Annotated in this window: 18 protein-coding genes and 1 other RNA gene; 12 read left to right on the forward strand and 7 right to left on the reverse strand. The window is 56.9% G+C overall.

Features of this window, described 5'->3' with window-relative positions:
* Nucleotides 1-52 precede the first annotated feature (52 nt).
* Nucleotides 53-577 (forward strand): ubiquinone anaerobic biosynthesis accessory factor UbiT, encoded by a 525-nt coding sequence (gene ubiT, locus B3X29_RS11740; protein ID WP_103824910.1) that lies wholly within the window; start codon nucleotides 53-55, stop codon nucleotides 575-577.
* Nucleotides 571-1,074, forward strand: coding sequence for a GNAT family N-acetyltransferase (locus B3X29_RS11745; RefSeq protein WP_103177154.1), 504 nt, complete (start codon nucleotides 571-573; stop codon nucleotides 1,072-1,074). The genes ubiT and B3X29_RS11745 overlap by 7 nt, the downstream gene beginning before the upstream one ends.
* Here the strand turns inward: B3X29_RS11745 and B3X29_RS11750 are convergent.
* The gene (locus B3X29_RS11750) at nucleotides 1,061-1,360 is read right to left on the reverse strand and encodes a GIY-YIG nuclease family protein (RefSeq protein WP_103177153.1); all 300 of its coding nucleotides are present in this window, start codon (nucleotides 1,358-1,360) and stop codon (nucleotides 1,061-1,063) included. The genes B3X29_RS11745 and B3X29_RS11750 overlap by 14 nt on opposite strands.
* A gap of 55 nt (nucleotides 1,361-1,415) precedes the next feature.
* Here B3X29_RS11750 and B3X29_RS11755 point away from each other — a divergent pair, with 55 nt between their 5' ends.
* The gene (locus B3X29_RS11755) at nucleotides 1,416-1,844 is read left to right on the forward strand and encodes a YhbP family protein (protein ID WP_159339892.1); all 429 of its coding nucleotides are present in this window, start codon (nucleotides 1,416-1,418) and stop codon (nucleotides 1,842-1,844) included.
* Here B3X29_RS11755 and B3X29_RS11760 read toward each other — a convergent pair.
* The gene (locus B3X29_RS11760; RefSeq protein WP_103824906.1) at nucleotides 1,830-2,348 is read right to left on the reverse strand and encodes a type 1 glutamine amidotransferase domain-containing protein; all 519 of its coding nucleotides are present in this window, start codon (nucleotides 2,346-2,348) and stop codon (nucleotides 1,830-1,832) included. The genes B3X29_RS11755 and B3X29_RS11760 overlap by 15 nt on opposite strands.
* Before the next feature lie 126 nt (nucleotides 2,349-2,474).
* On the opposite strand from B3X29_RS11760, the gene B3X29_RS11765 reads away from it, so the two are divergent.
* Nucleotides 2,475-3,119, forward strand: a complete 645-nt coding sequence (locus B3X29_RS11765; protein WP_103177150.1) for an NAD(P)H-binding protein — start codon at nucleotides 2,475-2,477, stop codon at nucleotides 3,117-3,119.
* 33 nt (nucleotides 3,120-3,152) lie between these two features.
* On the opposite strand, the gene dolP is transcribed toward B3X29_RS11765, so the two are convergent.
* The 4 genes from dolP to B3X29_RS11785 are packed head-to-tail and all read right to left on the reverse strand — an operon-like array spanning nucleotide 3,153 to nucleotide 6,820.
* Complete coding sequence (gene dolP / locus B3X29_RS11770) at nucleotides 3,153-3,728, reverse strand: division/outer membrane stress-associated lipid-binding lipoprotein (protein ID WP_103177149.1); 576 nt, start codon at nucleotides 3,726-3,728, stop codon at nucleotides 3,153-3,155.
* A gap of 9 nt (nucleotides 3,729-3,737) precedes the next feature.
* Nucleotides 3,738-4,328 (reverse strand): DnaA initiator-associating protein DiaA, encoded by a 591-nt coding sequence (diaA, locus tag B3X29_RS11775; protein WP_032614385.1) that lies wholly within the window; start codon nucleotides 4,326-4,328, stop codon nucleotides 3,738-3,740.
* Nucleotides 4,329-4,349: 21 nt separating this feature from the next.
* A complete protein-coding gene (locus tag B3X29_RS11780) occupies nucleotides 4,350-4,745 on the reverse strand; it encodes a YraN family protein (protein WP_103177148.1) in 396 nt (131 codons plus the stop codon).
* The gene (locus B3X29_RS11785) at nucleotides 4,703-6,820 is read right to left on the reverse strand and encodes a penicillin-binding protein activator (protein WP_290540027.1); all 2,118 of its coding nucleotides are present in this window, start codon (nucleotides 6,818-6,820) and stop codon (nucleotides 4,703-4,705) included. The genes B3X29_RS11780 and B3X29_RS11785 overlap by 43 nt, the downstream gene beginning before the upstream one ends.
* 62 nt (nucleotides 6,821-6,882) lie before the next feature.
* Between B3X29_RS11785 and rsmI the strand changes: the two genes are divergently transcribed.
* Together rsmI and B3X29_RS11795 are read left to right on the forward strand one after the other, a co-directional pair.
* Nucleotides 6,883-7,746: a 16S rRNA (cytidine(1402)-2'-O)-methyltransferase gene (rsmI, locus tag B3X29_RS11790; protein WP_103177146.1), complete on the forward strand. Its 864-nt coding sequence runs from the start codon at nucleotides 6,883-6,885 to the stop codon at nucleotides 7,744-7,746.
* Nucleotides 7,747-7,750: 4 nt separating this feature from the next.
* Nucleotides 7,751-8,755 carry a Fic family protein gene (locus B3X29_RS11795; RefSeq protein ID WP_290540029.1) on the forward strand — a complete coding sequence of 335 codons (1,005 nt, stop codon included), beginning with the start codon at nucleotides 7,751-7,753 and terminating at the stop codon, nucleotides 8,753-8,755.
* Nucleotides 8,756-8,882: 127 nt separating this feature from the next.
* On the opposite strand, the gene garD is transcribed toward B3X29_RS11795, so the two are convergent.
* Nucleotides 8,883-10,454: a galactarate dehydratase gene (garD, locus tag B3X29_RS11800; RefSeq protein ID WP_103824902.1), complete on the reverse strand. Its 1,572-nt coding sequence runs from the start codon at nucleotides 10,452-10,454 to the stop codon at nucleotides 8,883-8,885.
* A gap of 418 nt (nucleotides 10,455-10,872) precedes the next feature.
* Here garD and B3X29_RS11805 point away from each other — a divergent pair, with 418 nt between their 5' ends.
* The 6 genes from B3X29_RS11805 (at nucleotide 10,873) to B3X29_RS11830 (ending at nucleotide 16,091) form a co-directional block, all read left to right on the forward strand.
* Complete coding sequence (locus B3X29_RS11805) at nucleotides 10,873-12,207, forward strand: MFS transporter (protein ID WP_103177143.1); 1,335 nt, start codon at nucleotides 10,873-10,875, stop codon at nucleotides 12,205-12,207.
* Nucleotides 12,208-12,222: 15 nt separating this feature from the next.
* Nucleotides 12,223-12,993: a 2-dehydro-3-deoxyglucarate aldolase gene (gene garL / locus B3X29_RS11810; protein WP_103177142.1), complete on the forward strand. Its 771-nt coding sequence runs from the start codon at nucleotides 12,223-12,225 to the stop codon at nucleotides 12,991-12,993.
* Nucleotides 12,994-13,024: 31 nt separating this feature from the next.
* Nucleotides 13,025-13,915, forward strand: a complete 891-nt coding sequence (gene garR, locus B3X29_RS11815) for a 2-hydroxy-3-oxopropionate reductase (protein WP_103177141.1) — start codon at nucleotides 13,025-13,027, stop codon at nucleotides 13,913-13,915.
* 60 nt (nucleotides 13,916-13,975) lie between these two features.
* Nucleotides 13,976-15,121 carry a glycerate 2-kinase gene (garK, locus tag B3X29_RS11820; RefSeq protein ID WP_159339896.1) on the forward strand — a complete coding sequence of 382 codons (1,146 nt, stop codon included), beginning with the start codon at nucleotides 13,976-13,978 and terminating at the stop codon, nucleotides 15,119-15,121.
* Nucleotides 15,122-15,153: 32 nt separating this feature from the next.
* Nucleotides 15,154-15,531: RNase P RNA component class A (rnpB, locus tag B3X29_RS11825), an RNA gene on the forward strand.
* A 149-nt stretch (nucleotides 15,532-15,680) separates the two neighbouring features.
* Nucleotides 15,681-16,091, forward strand: coding sequence for a Spy/CpxP family protein refolding chaperone (locus B3X29_RS11830; RefSeq protein WP_159339897.1), 411 nt, complete (start codon nucleotides 15,681-15,683; stop codon nucleotides 16,089-16,091).
* Nucleotides 16,092-16,247 lie beyond the last annotated feature (156 nt).

Consider the following 16,247-nt stretch of genomic DNA (forward strand, 5'->3'; position numbering starts at 1 on the left):
GACGACTGGATATGGCAAAATATCAGGACCATAGATATCAGGAGTATTGCTCGTGCTGGATAAACTGCGTTCACGTCTCGTACAATTTGGCCCGTCGCTGCTGAGCGTGCCGGTTAAGCTCGCGCCCTTTGCCCTGAAGCGCCAGGTACTGGAGCAGGTGCTCAGCTGGCAATTCCGCCAGGCGCTGGCGGATGGCGAGCTGGAATTTCTTGAAGGGCGCTGGTTACGTATCGAGGTGCGGGATATTGGTCTGCGCTGGTACACCTCCGTTGAAAATGAACAGCTGGTGGTGCGCGAATCCGCCGAGGCGGACGTCAGCTTTAGCGCTGACGCCAGCGATCTGCTGATGATCGCGGCACGCAAGCAGGATCCCGACACGCTCTTCTTCCAGCGTCGTCTGGTGATTGAAGGCGATACCGAGTTAGGTCTGTATGTCAAAAACCTGATGGATGCGATTGAACTGGAACAGATGCCGAAGCCGCTGCGCGTGGCCCTGTTGCAACTGGCCGATTTTGTCGAGGCGGGTCTGAAAACTCCGCCGGAAAGTAAACACACTTCTGTAGGTGAGCCATGTTGATTCGAGTAGAAATTGGCATCGATGCCCCGGGTATTGACGCCTTATTACGCCGGTCGTTTGAAGGGGAAGGTGAAGCGCAACTGGTTCGCGATCTTCGTGAAGACGGCCTGATTACGCTGGGTCTGGTCGCCACCGATGATGAAGGTCAGGTCGTTGGCTACGTGGCCTTTAGCCCGGTCATCGTGCAGGGCGAAGAGCTGCAGTGGGTTGCCATGGCGCCGCTGGCGGTGGATGAAAACTATCGCGGACAGGGCCTGGCGCGCCAGCTGGTCTACGAAGGGCTGGATTCACTCAATGAGTTTGGCTACGCCGCGGTCGTGACGCTGGGCGATCCGGATTTCTACAGCCGTTTAGGCTTCGAGAAAGCGGCACATTACGATCTGCGTTGCCGCTGGCCGGGCACCGAGTCGGCTTTCCAGGTCCACCGTCTGGCCGACGATGCGCTTAACGGCGTGAGCGGCCTGGTGGAATACCACGATCGCTTCAATAGCTTTTAACCGGCGGCCTTTGCAGGCTCTCGCGTAGCGCCTCAAACGTCCCGTCTCCGCTGACGAGGCGCTCTTTCTGGCGCTTCGTGAGCTGTTTAATGCGGTACTCCAGCCGGAGCGCCAGCGAGCGATCGCCTGCGACCGCGGAAAACGCCAGCGTCAGCTCTCCTTTACCCCTCAACGCCTTCGCCCCTTTTCCCGTCTGATGTTGCAGGAAGCGGCGCGGCACATCGGTTGTGATGCCCGTATAGAGCGCATTATCAGCGGTTCGAACAAGATAGAGAAACCAGCACACGGCGACAGATTCAGTATGTTAAGGTGAGTGCACCTTAGCATGAGAGAGAAGCGAAATGGAAACTCTGGCCGCCATCAACCGCTGGCTGGCGAAGCAGCACGTGGTCACCTGGTGCGTACACCATGACGATGAGCTGTGGTGTGCCAATGCCTTTTACTATTATGACCCGCAGCGCGTCGCGTTCTACATCTTAAGCGAAGACAAAACCCGTCATGCGCAGATGAGCGGCAAACAGGCGAAAGTTGCAGGCACCGTCAACGGGCAGCCCAAAACCGTGGCGTTAATCCGCGGGGTGCAGTTCAAAGGGGAGATTCGTCGTCTGGAAGGAGAGGAAAGCGACGTGATGCGCAAGCACTATCTTCGTCGCTTTCCGGTTGCCGCTGCCATGCCAGCTCCGGTATGGGAGATCCGTCTGGATGAACTGAAGTTCACTGACAACACGTTAGGCTTTGGCAAAAAACATCACTGGCTACGCGCCGAGTAAGCGCAACGCCTCACGGTTAAAGGCGATAAGATCTTCTGGCGTCCGGCTGGTAACCAGCTGATCGTTATCGATGACTACCTCCTGATCGTGAAAATCGGCCCCGGCGTTTTTCAGATCGATGGCGATCGATTTCACGCCCGTCAGTTTACGTCCGCGCACAACCTCAGCGCTGATGAGCAGCTGTGGACCGTGGCAGATAGCAAAGACCGGTTTCCCGCTGGAGACAAAATCCCGGGTAAAGGTCACGAAACGCGTATCGCTGCGTAGCGAGTCCGGGGAGTGCCCACCCGGCAGTAACAGGGCGTCAAAGTCAGACGGGCTCACCTCATCGATGGTTTTATCGATGGTCACGCTGGCCTCGCCCTTATGGCCTTTAACCGTTTTGCCTGCCTCTTTTTCAATGGTGATCACCTCATGGCCCGCCTTACGAAACGCCTCGGCAGGTGAGGTAAATTCTGAATCTTCAAACTCGTCGGTAATCAAGACCGCAATTTTCTTGCTCATGCTTCCTCCGTTGTTTTGGCTTCAGACAGCTTTTTTCCAGCTTGTGGTAAATACTTAACGTTCAGACCACTAAGTGTGGTTGAGCGGCATGAAATCGCATACGGACTAATCTGCAAAGGAGGAGTAATGAGTCAGGTTTTAATTACCGGCGCGACCGGCCTTGTGGGTGGGCACCTGCTGCGTATGCTAATCCAGGAGCAGAAGATCAACTATATCGCCGCCCCGACGCGTCGCCCGCTGGGCGATATCGAAGGGGTGTTTAATCCCCACGATCCGCAACTGACCGATGCGCTGGCACAGGTTCAGGATCCGGTAGATACCGTCTTTTGCTGTCTGGGCACCACCCGGCGTGAGGCGGGCAGCAAAGAGGCCTTTATCCATGCCGATTACACGCTGGTGGTGGATACTGCGCTGACCGGCAAACGACTCGGGGCGAAGCATTTTCTGGTAGTGAGCGCCATGGGAGCTAACGCGCATTCACCGTTCTTCTACAACAAGGTGAAAGGCAAAATGGAAGAGGCCCTGATCGCCCAGAAGTGGGAGCGGTTGACCATTGTTCGTCCTTCAATGCTGCTGGGGGAGCGGGAGAAGCATCGCTTCAGCGAGTCGCTGTTTTCCCCGCTGTTCAGTCTGCTGCCAGGCAACTGGAAGTCTGTCGAGGCGCGGGATGTGGCGCAGGTTATGCTACAGGAGGCGCTGGGTGCAGCACCGGCAGGAGTCAATGTTATTCCGTCGGCGAAAATCAGGGAGCAGGCGCAGGGAGAGGAATGAGCGCCCTCTGCCAGCGGCAGAGGGCGGGGGAGATTACTTGATGTAGGTGAAGGCGGTAGTCACATGTTTCACGCCACTCACCCGGCTGGCGATATCCGCCGCCGCTTTACCTTCACGCTCGGTCACCAGGCCGAGCAGGAAGACTTCGCTGTTCTCAGTGGTCACTTTCACGTTAGAGGATTTCACCTGATCGCTACCCAGCAGCTGGGAGCGCACTTTGGTGGTGATCCAGGTGTCATTTGAGGCGGCACCCAGGCCAATCGGCTGGCCCTGACGTATTTCGTTAAATACCTCGGTCGTCCCTTCTACACCCATCGCAATTTGCTTCGCGCGGGAGGCAAGTTCGGTATTCGGCGCCTGGCCGGCCAGTAAAACCTTGCCCTGATAAGCCGTTACGTTAATTCGCGCTTCTTTCTTAATCTGTTGGTCTTTGGAGAGTGCGCTGTTCACGCGCAGTTCAAGGGTGCCGTCATCCACCTGCGTGCCCACGGTACGCGGGTCAGTCGCGGCTTTGGTACTCACTGCGGCGGTACCCACTACCGCTGCAGCCACACATCCCTGAAGCAGCAGCGCAGAAATAAGGACTGCGAGGGGCGAAAGTGCCTTCATGTTTACTCCTTAATCATCCTGGTGAGGGAAAAGCGTGTTATCGATCAGATCGCATAAACAGTTCACCGTCAGCATATGCATCTCCTGAATGCGCGCGCTGCGGTGGGAAGGAATACGGATCTCAACATCATGCGGACCTAACAGCCCTGCCAGCTCACCGCCGTCGTAACCGGTCAGCGCAACGATGGTCATATCGCGCGTGACGGCCGCTTCCACGGCTTTCACGATGTCGCGGCTGTTGCCGCGCGTGGAGATGGCCAGCAGGACATCACCGGCATGCCCTAACGCGCGCACCTGCTTGGCGTAGATCTCATCATGAAGACGATCGTTAGCAATCGCCGTTAAGACCACGTTATCGGTATTAAGTGCAATGGCAGGTAAACTGGGGCGCTCTGTCTCAAAACGATTGATCATACTGGCAGCAAAATGCTGTGCGTTGGCGGCCGAGGTGCCATTACCACAACAGAGAATTTTGTTGCCGTTAAGCAGGGACTGAACCAGCGTCATCGCCGCGCGGGAGATGGCGTCCGGCAGCGCTTCTGCTGCTGCAATCTGAGTCTGAATGCTTTCCGTGAAGCAAACCTTAATTCTTTCGAGCACGGTATCCCTTAACGATCTGATTTACGCGTCTTCGCCGAAGGCGTTTTTGAACCATTCGATGGCGTTTCCGGTGAAGGCTACCACATCGAACCGGCAATCCACAGTGTCAAAGCTGCCATTATGCCGGGCAAGCCACAACTGGGCGGTGTGTAACAATTTTTGTTGCTTGGCCCGGGTCACGCTGGCGGCGGCCCCGCCGTAACGGGATGACTGGCGGTAGCGCACCTCAATGAACACGATGGACGGGCCGTCCTGCATGATAAGGTCAATTTCACCGCCGCGTCCGCGAACGTTGGCGGCGATAAAGCGCAGTCCTTTGCGCTCAAGCCAGCGACGCGCCTGTAATTCGCGCGCGTCGCCGGTCTGTTTGCGGGTTAACTGGCCGGAACGATCTGTCCCTGCTGGTATTTGAGCCATGATAACTTCCTGTTAATCACGCAGTCCTGAGTGGCGGTGAGATCGCCGGTATTGCCGTTAAGGGTAAAGCCCGGCACCTGGCGCATCTGGGTGAAGTGGTTCGCCAGCGCCCAGGCATCCACGCCCATGGCATACAGGCGCGCCAGCGAGTAGTCGTTACGCACGCTGCTGAGCGCCTGCTGCATCAGCTCTGGGTTTGCCCCTGCGAGCATCGGGATTTCGCTGTACTGCAGCCCTTCCATCTCAAGACGGAAGTCCGGGCCTGCGGTGCCCTGTGCGCTGCGTGAGCTGGCGTACAGCGACACGCCCGCATGGCTGCCGTTACGCATGGCGATCATCGGTTTGATAAAGGCGATCTCTTCCGGGGTGGCGACAATGTAGGCCGCATCCACGTTACCGCCGCCGCTGATCTGCGCATCCGTTGGCGGAGCCGGGATAGTCAGACCACCAATCGTCACGCTCTGCTGCTGCGGCAGGCTGGCAGTCACCGGGCTACCGCTGAGGGCAATACCCGCTCCGCCGTTCACGCCTGCGCGCAGTTCTGAGGCTGAGCCAAATTTCTGCTGCAGGACGATGCCGCCACCCAGCTGTTGCCACTCCTGGGCAAAGGCAGTCGCGACGCGATCGCCCAGTTGGCTGCGCGGGATGAGCAGCAGAGGAGCCTGCTTACCTTGCTCATGGATATGGCGGGCCGCATCGCGGGCTTCGTCTTCTGGCGACAGGGCAAAGTAGCAGACGTTCGGGCGATTCTGTACCTGCTCCGGCTGGTTCAGCGCCAGCACGTTCAGCGGGGTGTTGCTTCTCACCAGCTCGTCCACGTTGTTTTTCAGCAGCGGGCCGACTACGATGCTGGCGCCATCCTGCTGCACCTGACTCAGCACCTGATCGAGCGGCTGGTTGCTGGTGTCATACACTTTTATCTCCGCAGATGGGTTACCCATGACCTGTGGTTGGGCGACGGTCTGCGTCTCTTGTGTCGTGACCGGAGTCTGCACCGGCTCCTGCACGTTACCTTCCTGTACGTTGCCTTCCGGCGCGGCGACAGGCTGAGGGGTGGCAGGGGCCTGCACCGGATTCTGGAGCGTGCCTGGCTGGGCAGCGACAGGTTGGGTCGCGGTCAGATCGTTGGTTTCGGCACTGGATGGGCTCACCACATCACCGGCATTAGCGGCCTGGGCGACCTGGGCGGGAACTGCGCTGCCCGCGACGGCGGCAGTACCGTTTCTCGCCGCTTCAAAACCCTGCTGGATCGTGCGGCCAAAGACGGCGGCCTGGCCACCTAATGGCAGCAGCAGGGCGATTTTGCTGGTGGAGGCTGGCTTGAAGTTCTGTACATTAACCAGTTGCGTTGGCAGCATGCTTGCGCCCGGGTTATTCGGATAGCGGGTTTGCCAGTCTTTAATTCCGGCCTTCAGCATATCCGGATCGTTGCGGTTATCGAACCAGACGCGCTGCAGATCCAGCCAGCCCTGCAGGATATTCTCGTCGGCGTTAATCACCAGCGCATTGGCCTGATCGGGGTTCATGGCGGAGAGCGTCTGCCAGGTGGCATCGATATTTTTCTGTTTTTCGGCAGCGGAGAGCAGCGGCTCCTGGGCGATCAACGCCCGCAGCAGCGTCAGGGAAGGACGCCCCTGCTCAGCGGCGATACCGGCCTGCCAGAAACGCGCCTGCTGATTTTTATCCAGCGCGCTGATGTCGATATTGCCGAGGAGCTTCTTAGCGCCGGCAGCATCGTTCTGCGCAATTTTCAGCTCGGCGGCCAGCAGGGACTGTTCGCGACGCTGGGTATCGGTCAGATCCTGCGGCAACTGGTTAAACAGATCGGTGGCATGCTGGGTTTTACCCTCTTTCAGCAGTGCACGAATGGCGAGTAATTGCCAGTTGATCCTGGTATCATTCGAGCTCTGCTCCATCTGGTGCAGATAGAAGCCGGAGTCAGCCTGGGCTGTACCCTCCATGTGGGCAGCACTTTGATCGGGCGCCTGTGTGCCACAGCCTGCAAAGAACAGGGCTGCCAGCACCAGCGGAAGGCTGCGCGTGGCTTTATTATGAAAAAACGTTAAGGGTACCATACTGTATCCAGTGATATTTTTTACGCAATGCTCAATATTAAATCGGCAATACGGATGAAACAATGAAACAACACGAAACGGCAGATAATTCTCAGGGTCAGCTATATATTGTACCTACTCCTATCGGGAATTTATCTGATATTACCCAACGTGCGCTCACCGTATTGCAAAGCGTTGATCTTATTGCGGCTGAAGATACCCGCCACACTGGCCTGCTGCTGCAACACTTCGCCATTAACGCCCGCCTGTTTGCCCTGCACGATCATAACGAGCAGCAAAAGGCCGAGACGCTGGTGGCAAAGCTGAAAGAGGGGCAGAACATCGCCCTGGTCTCCGATGCCGGCACGCCGCTGATTAACGATCCGGGCTATCACCTGGTCCGCACCTGCCGCGAGGCGGGCATTCGGGTTGTCCCGTTACCGGGGCCGTGTGCCGCCATTGCCGCCCTGAGCGCGGCGGGCCTGCCGTCTGACCGCTTCTGCTACGAAGGCTTCCTGCCTGCCAAATCCAAAGGTCGTCGCGACGTGCTAAAGGCGCTGGAGGCCGAACCGCGCACGCTGATCTTCTACGAATCGACCCACCGTCTGCTGGAGAGCCTGGAAGATATGGTCGCCGTCTGGGGAGAGGCGCGTTACGTGGTGCTGGCCCGTGAGCTGACCAAAACCTGGGAGACCATCCACGGCCTGCCGGTTGGCGAGCTGCTGGCATGGGTGAAAGAGGATGAAAACCGCCGCAAGGGCGAGATGGTGCTGATTGTCGAAGGGCACAAGGCCGAAGAGGACGCCCTGCCTGCGGATGCCCTGCGCACCCTCGCGCTGCTGCAGGCTGAACTGCCGCTGAAGAAAGCGGCCGCGCTGGCAGCAGAGATCCACGGCGTGAAAAAGAACGCGCTGTATAAATATGCGCTGGAGCAGCAGGGGGAGTAAGCTCGTGAGCCGTTATCAACCGCCTTTTACGATTACGTCTGCAATCCTTAATCTGGTGGTTGAAACGGGAGAACTGCTGGGACACTGGGCTGCTTATACGGGGCGAGCTTCACCTCTGCTGCGTAAAGAGAATCGTATTCGTACTATCCAGGCGTCGTTAGCCATTGAACATAATTCGCTGACCACCGGGCAGGTGACCGCAATTATGGATGGAAAGCGGGTGCTGGCCCCGGCAAAAGATATTCAGGAAGTCAGAAACGCCATCCAGGCCTATGAGCACCTGAATATCTGGCAAGCCAGTCGTCTGAAAGATTTGCTGAGTGCCCATCGGCTCCTGATGAAGGGGCTCGTAGATAATCCCGGGCAACTGCGCCAGGGGGATGTCGGGATCTATCGTGGTAACCAACTGGTGCATATGGCACCTCCTGCATCTCAGGTACCTCGTCTGGTGGATGAGCTGCTTGGCTGGCTTAATGCCACAGACTTGCACCCGCTAATTGCCAGCTCTGTATTCCACTATGAATTTGAATTTATCCATCCCTTTGCCGACGGTAATGGCCGTATGGGGCGTCTCTGGCAGACTCTTATCCTCAGCCACTGGCGTGCCGAGCTGGCCTGGTTGCCGGTGGAAACGCTGATCCACTTTCAGCAAGAGCGGTACTACGCCATCCTTGGGCAGTGTGATAAAGCCAGCGATTGCACGGCTTTTGTAGAATTTATGCTACACAATCTTGCCGATGCGCTGCGTGAAAGTATCGCAACCCCGCATGCATTGTCGGAACAAATGTCGGAACAAATGTCGGAACAAATGTCGGAACAAATGTCGGAAAAAGAGGATGCCATCCTGCAACTTCTGATTGCCCAGCCAAAAATGACAGCTTCTACCCTGGCCTCAATGCTCGGTGTAACCTCCCGTACGGTAGAACGCTACCTTAGCGCATTACAAAGCAAGGGTAAGGTACAACGGGTCGGTGCCAGAAAAGGTGGGTACTGGCAGGTCTTAAGATAGGCAGCGCTTGTCCCGTCAGACGATAATTACTTCAGATCGGCAAAAATTCGGAATGGCGCGCATCAGCCAGAACGAAAGGCAAAAAAAAGCATGGCCGAAGCCATGCTAAAGGAGGTTTACTGCAAACTCAGGTCACCGGAGCCGGGTTAAATACCGCCAGCTGGTTATGTAATCCCCATTGATCGGAGAAAGTCTTCTTACGTCCACTCGCCACGTCGAGGATGAAGTGGAACAGCTTCCAGCCCACATCCTCAATGCTCTCTTCGCCGGTAGCGATAGTGCCCGCGTTGATATCCATCAGGTCAAACCAGCGGTTCGCCAGCTCGGTACGGGTCGCCATTTTAATGACCGGCACCGCCATCAGGCCGTACGGGGTGCCGCGACCGGTGGTGAAGACCTGAACGGTGATCCCGGAGGCCACCTGCTGGGTACCGCAGACGAAATCACTGGCTGGCGTGGCGGCGTAGATCAGGCCACGTTTAGTCGGGCGCTGACCCGGGGAAAGCACTTCAACGATGGCGCTCTTGCCCGATTTGGCGATGGAGCCCAGCGCTTTTTCTACCACGTTCGCCAGGCCGCCTTTCTTGTTGCCCGGTGACGGGTTGGCGCTGCGGTCGGTCTTGCCCATGTCGAGATAGTTATCGTACCAGGCCATCTCCTCCAGCAGGCGTTTGCCCACCTCTTCGTTGATGGCGCGCGGCGTCAGGAGATGGATCGCGTCGCGCACTTCGGTCACTTCGGAGAACATTACCGTGGCGCCACAGCGCACCAGCAGATCCGAGGCATAGCCCACTGCCGGGTTGGCGGTCACGCCCGAAAAGGCATCGCTGCCGCCGCACTGCATTCCCACCACCAGCTCAGAGGCCGGGCAGGTTTCACGCTGGCGCTGATTCAGTTTTGCCAGATGGCGCTCAGCGACCTGCAGAATGTCATCCACCATCGACCGGAAGCCGACATGCTGCTCATCCTGCAGACGCACGATGCTGGCGTCATCCACCGGGATCGCCTGCACGTCTTCAGTACCCTGGAGCAGCTTTTCGGGTTGCAGCTTCTCGCAGCCGAGGCCGATAACCATCACTTCGCCGCCGAAGTTCGGGTTCAGGGCGATATTGTGGATGGTGCGGATAGGGACAATTGCCGCCGGAGCGTTGATCGCCACGCCGCAGCCGTAAAGGTGGTTCAGACCCACCACGCCGTCGACGTTGGGGTATTTTGGCAGCAGATCGCGTTCGATGATCTTCACTACATAATCGACCACGCCCGCCACGCAGTGCACGCTGGTGCTGATGCCGAGCAGGTTTTTGGTGCCTACGCTGCCGTCCGCATTGCGATAACCTTCAAAGGTGTAGCCTTCAAGCGCAGGTAGCGGCTCCGGTACGCGGGTTGCCAGTGGCAGGGTGTGCAGCGGCGGGGCTTCCGGCAGGGCAACCAGCGACTCATCAATCCAGCTGCCCTGGGGGATGGCGCGCACGGCGTAGCCGATGACTTCGCCATAACGCACGATTTCGCCCTGCGCCGGGATATCCACCAGCGCCACTTTATGGCCCTGTGGAATATGCTCGATGAGTTCAAGTCCGTCCGGGAAACGCGTTCCGGCTTTTAACCCCTGATCGTTAACAATAATCGCCACGTTATCGGTCTCATGTACCTTAATATAAAACGCGGTCGGCGACGTTTGACGAATTTCGATGTCGGCCATTGTCCAGTATTCTCCAGCGCGTGGGGGATAATTAATTGATCAAAGAGTAACTATATTTTCTCGTTATAAAAAATAAAGACTCTGCTCAGTGGAATAAAGAATGTCAGGCATGGGGAATTAATAATGTGATCGCGATCACTCATTTATGACGGTGGCCTGCCCATAAGGGGAGCAATGGCGAAATCTGTGCATCAGCGCCCAGGGGTTTGTGCATATGCTCAAAATAATATTCACAATAAAGTTGATAATTGAGCAATGCGACAATGCGTGGTGGTGGGCGCTTGATTATACTCATTAACGCTTTCATGGATTTGGTTAATTAACCGTAATTACCTCTCTCTAATGAGCAAAATAATCAGGACTGCCTCTTTCTTAAAACAATAAAAATAATTTCATTGATGTACCAGAGGAAATAAATATGTTGCTGGATACTACCGTTGAAACTAAAAAGGGTTTCCCCACCCGTTATTTAATATTACTCATCATTTTTATTGTTACCGCTGTCAATTACGCTGACCGCGCCACGCTCTCTATTGCCGGAACGGAAGTCGCCAAAGAGCTGCAATTAAGTGCCGTGTCGATGGGCTACATCTTCTCCGCCTTCGGCTGGGCCTATCTGCTGATGCAGATCCCCGGCGGCTGGCTGCTGGACAAATTCGGCTCGAAAAAGGTCTACACCTACAGCCTCTTCTTCTGGTCGCTGTTCACCTTCCTGCAGGGGTTTGTCGATCTTTTCCCGCTGGCGTGGGCGGGCATTTCAATGTTCTTTATGCGCTTTATGCTCGGCTTCTCCGAGGCGCCATCCTTCCCGGCTAACGCCCGTATCGTGGCGGCCTGGTTCCCGACCAAAGAGCGCGGTACGGCATCAGCTATTTTTAACGCCGCGCAATATTTCTCGCTGGCGCTCTTCTCCCCGCTGCTCGGCTGGCTGACCTTCGCCTGGGGCTGGGAACATGTCTTTACCGTAATGGGGGTGATTGGCTTTGTGCTGACCGGCATGTGGGCGAAGTTTATTCATAACCCGACCGACCATCCAGGCATAAGCGCCGATGAACTGAAGTTCATTAAGGAGGGCGGCGCGGTGGTCGATATGGACCACAAAAAGCCAGGCGACAAAGCGGCCAGCGGTCCGAAGCTGCATTACATCAAACAGTTATTGTCTAACCGCATGATGCTGGGCGTCTTTTTCGGGCAATACTTTATCAACACCATCACGTGGTTCTTCCTCACCTGGTTCCCGATTTATCTGGTGCAGGAGAAGGGGATGTCGATTCTGAAAGTGGGCCTGGTGGCATCCATTCCGGCGCTGTGCGGCTTTGCCGGCGGCGTACTGGGCGGCGTATTCTCGGATCACCTGATTAAGCAAGGCAAGTCGATTACCCTGGCGCGTAAGCTGCCGATCGTGCTGGGTATGCTGCTGGCCTCCTCAATCATTCTGTGCAACTACACCAACAACACCACGCTGGTGGTCGCGCTGATGGCGCTGGCCTTCTTCGGTAAAGGGTTTGGTGCCCTGGGCTGGCCGGTCATATCCGATACCGCACCGAAAGAGATTGTTGGCCTGTGCGGGGGTGTGTTTAACGTCTTTGGCAACGTAGCGTCAATCGTCACTCCGCTGGTGATTGGCTATCTGGTCAGTGAACTGCATTCGTTCAACGCGGCACTGCTGTTCGTAGGGTGTTCGGCGCTGATGGCGATGTTCTGCTACCTGTTCGTAGTGGGCGACATCAAACGTATGGAATTGCAGAAATAAGCAAAGGTATAAGCGATGAGTAACGATATTTTCCCAAACAAATTTAAAGCGGCCCTCGCGGCACATCAGATTCAGATTGGCTGCTGGTCCGCGCTGGCAAGCCCAATCAGCACCGAAGTGCTGGGGCTGGCAGGTTTTGACTGGCTGGTGCTGGACGGTGAACATGCGCCGAACGACGTCACCACCTTTATCCCGCAGCTGATGGCGCTGAAAGGCAGCCACAGCGCGCCGGTGGTGCGCGTGCCGACCAATGAGCCGGTGATCATCAAGCGCCTGCTGGATATTGGTTTCTATAACTTCCTGATCCCGTTTGTGGAAAACGTCGAAGAGGCGGTGCAGGCGGTGGCCTCCACCCGTTATCCGCCAGAAGGCATTCGCGGCGTGTCGGTCTCCCATCGTGCCAATATGTTTGGCACCGTGCCGGACTACCTCGCCCAGTCGAACAAAAACATCACCATCCTGGTGCAGATTGAGAGCCAGCAGGGCGTGGACAACGTCGATGCCATCGCCGCCACTGACGGCGTAGACGGCATCTTTGTCGGCCCAAGCGATCTGGCGGCCGCCTTTGGCCACCTGGGGAACGCAAATCACCCGGAAGTGCAGCGCGCCATCCAGCATATCTTTGCCCGTGCCAAAGCGCACGGTAAGCCGTGCGGCATTCTGGCACCGGTCGAGGCTGATGCCCGCCGCTATCTGGAATGGGGCGCAACCTTTGTCGCCGTCGGCAGCGATCTCGGCGTGTTCCGCTCCGCCACCCAGAAGTTAGCGGATTCCTTCAAGAAATAACCACCACCACTGAATAAAGAGAGACGCAATTATGACACTGAAAGTTGGTTTTATTGGCCTGGGTATCATGGGTAAACCAATGAGTAAAAACCTCATCAAAGCAGGTTACTCACTGGTGGTTGCAGACCGTAACCCGGAAGCCATTGCCGAAGTGATCGCCGCAGGCGCAGAAACGGCCACCACGGCAAAAGCCATTGCTGAGCAGTGCGATGTGATCATCACCATGCTGCCAAACTCCCCGCACGTTAAAGAGGTGGCGCTGGGCGAAGGCGGCATCATCGAAGGGGCAAAACCTGGCACCGTGCTGATCGACATGAGCTCCATCGCACCGCTGGCCAGCCGTGAAATCAGCGAGGCGTTAAAAGCAAAAGGCATCGACATGCTGGATGCGCCGGTGAGCGGCGGCGAGCCGAAAGCTATCGACGGCACCCTCTCTGTGATGGTGGGCGGCGACAAAGCCATCTTCGACAAATACTACGACCTGCTGAAAGCGATGGCCGGCTCCGTGGTGCATACCGGTGAGATTGGTGCCGGTAACGTCACCAAGCTGGCAAACCAGGTGATTGTGGCCCTGAACATCGCCGCGATGTCTGAAGCCCTGACCCTGGCGACCAAAGCGGGCGTTAACCCGGATCTGGTGTATCAGGCCATCCGTGGCGGCCTGGCGGGCAGCACCGTACTGGATGCCAAAGCGCCAATGGTCATGGATCGTAACTTCAAGCCGGGTTTCCGTATCGATCTGCACATCAAGGATCTGGCGAACGCGCTGGATACCTCTCACGGCGTGGGGGCACAGCTACCCCTGACCGCGGCGGTAATGGAGATGATGCAGGCCCTGCGCGCAGATGGGCTGGGAACGGCAGACCACAGCGCCCTCGCGTGCTATTACGAAAAACTGGCGAAAGTGGAAGTTTCTCGCTAACAAAGACGGGCGCGGGAACGCGCCCGCTATTTTTGCCTTAAGCGGTAACAGGCTATAACTATGAAAATCGTAATCGCCCCTGACTCTTACAAAGAAAGCCTGTCTGCCACCGAGGTAGCGCAGGCGATAGAAAAAGGCTTTCGGGAGATCTTTCCCGATGCAGAGTATGTTTCGGTTCCCGTTGCGGATGGCGGGGAAGGCACGGTTGAAGCGATGGTTGCCGCCACCAATGGCACGATGCAGCATGCAGTAGTAACGGGGCCATTGGGCGAAAGTGTCAATGCCTGCTGGGGGATCTCCGGCGATGGCGTGACGGCGTTTATTGAGATGGCGGCGGCGAGCGGACTGGCACTGGTTCCTCCGGCACAGCGCAACCCGCTGATTACCACCTCCCGCGGGACGGGCGAGCTGATCCTTGCCGCACTCGATAAAGGTGCGCGCAATATCATTATCGGGATTGGCGGCAGCGCAACCAACGACGGCGGCGCAGGGATGGTTCAGGCGCTGGGGGCAAAACTGACCGATGCCAACGGCACCGAGATTGGCCACGGCGGTGGCAGCCTGATGGCGTTAAACAATATTGATATTTCGTTGCTCGATCCGCGTCTCAAAACCTGCGCGATACGGGTGGCCTGCGACGTGAGCAATCCGCTGATCGGCGAGCAGGGTGCCTCCCGCATCTTCGGCCCGCAGAAAGGGGCGACAGAAGCCAATATCACCGAGCTCGACAACAATCTTTCTCACTACGCCGATGTGATTAATACCGCGCTGCGTATTGAGGTTAAAAATGTCCCCGGTGCGGGTGCGGCAGGCGGCATGGGCGCCGCGCTGATGGCGTTCCTCGGCGCGGAGCTGAAGAGCGGCATTGAAATCGTCACCCAGGCGCTGAATCTCGAAGAGCATATTCACGACTGCACCTGGGTGGTGACCGGCGAAGGGCGCCTGGACAGTCAAAGTATTCACGGCAAAGTGCCGGTGGGCGTGGCGCGCGTCGCCAGTAAATATCGCAAGCCGGTCATCGGCATCGCCGGCAGCCTGACCAGCGACGTCGGGGTGGTTCATCAATATGGCATCGATGCGGTGTTCAGCGTCCTGACCAGTATCAGCACCCTGGAAGAGGCGTTCCGCGGCGCGTTTGACAATATTTATCGCGCCTCGCGCAATATTGCCGCCACCCTACGGGTAGGGATGCTCACCGAAGGGTGACAGCGGGGCGCAAACCCTCTATACTGCGCGCCGAAGCTGACCAGACAGTCGCCGCTTCGTCGTCGTCCCTTTCGGGGGAGACGGGCGGAGGGGAGGAAAGTCCGGGCTCCATAGGGCAGGGTGCCAGGTAACGCCTGGGGGGGAAACCCACGACCAGTGCAACAGAGAGCAAACCGCCGATGGCCCACGCAAGTGGGATCAGGTAAGGGTGAAAGGGTGCGGTAAGAGCGCACCGCGCGGCTGGTAACAGTCCGTGGCACGGTAAACTCCACCCGGAGCAAGGCCAAATAGGGGTTCACATGGTACGGCCCGTACTGAACCCGGGTAGGCTGCTTGAGCCAGTGAGCGATTGCTGGCCTAGATGAATGACTGTCCAACGACAGAACCCGGCTTATCGGTCAGCTTCAACTCTTTAGAAACCCCGCTTCGGCGGGGTTTTTGCTTTCTGCCCTCATCCCGGCATTTACATTTAAAATTGTTTATATACTTCCTCACAGATCAACATCCGTAATTGAAAAATACTCCGGTTCTTCCCTGACAGATAATTGAGGATTGTGAGATGAAAAAGATTTTCCGGATCGCGCTGCTGACGGCAACGATGACAGGCTTTGCGGGTGTGGCGCAGGCGGCAGAAGTGACAACCGCACCGCAGCCTGCCCAGGATCCTATCGTTCAGCAATTAAAACTCAGCAGCGAACAGACCGCGAAAATTAAGGCTCTGCACCAGCAGCTGGAAGAGAACGTGCAGAAAATCCCGACCAGCGATGTGAAAAATGGCACGTTGATTGACGTGATCCAGTCCGGCAAATGGGATGAGAAGGCAGTGAAAGATCAGCTGGCTGCGTTTAGCCGCATTGAGGAGCAGGCGCGTTACTATCGCGTGAAATATTACTTCGATGTGAGCCAGGTCCTGACGGCAGAGCAGCGGGCAGAGGTCAGATCGCAAATCGGCCAGACTCTGAGCGAATAAGTTGTCATTAACGTACCAGTGCTCAACAACCCGCGCGTGTCGCGGGTTTTTTATTCCTTGAAGTGCGTCACAATGAGAAAAGTAGCCCCACTTCTTTTTTAAAAAGAGTAACTTTTTCTTTTTTTAGCCAAAAACCCCACTAACGTTGTGATTTTT

Origin of the sequence: Leclercia sp. UBA5076 (assembly GCF_002416465.1) — a bacterium.
Lineage (GTDB): Bacteria > Pseudomonadota > Gammaproteobacteria > Enterobacterales > Enterobacteriaceae > Enterobacter.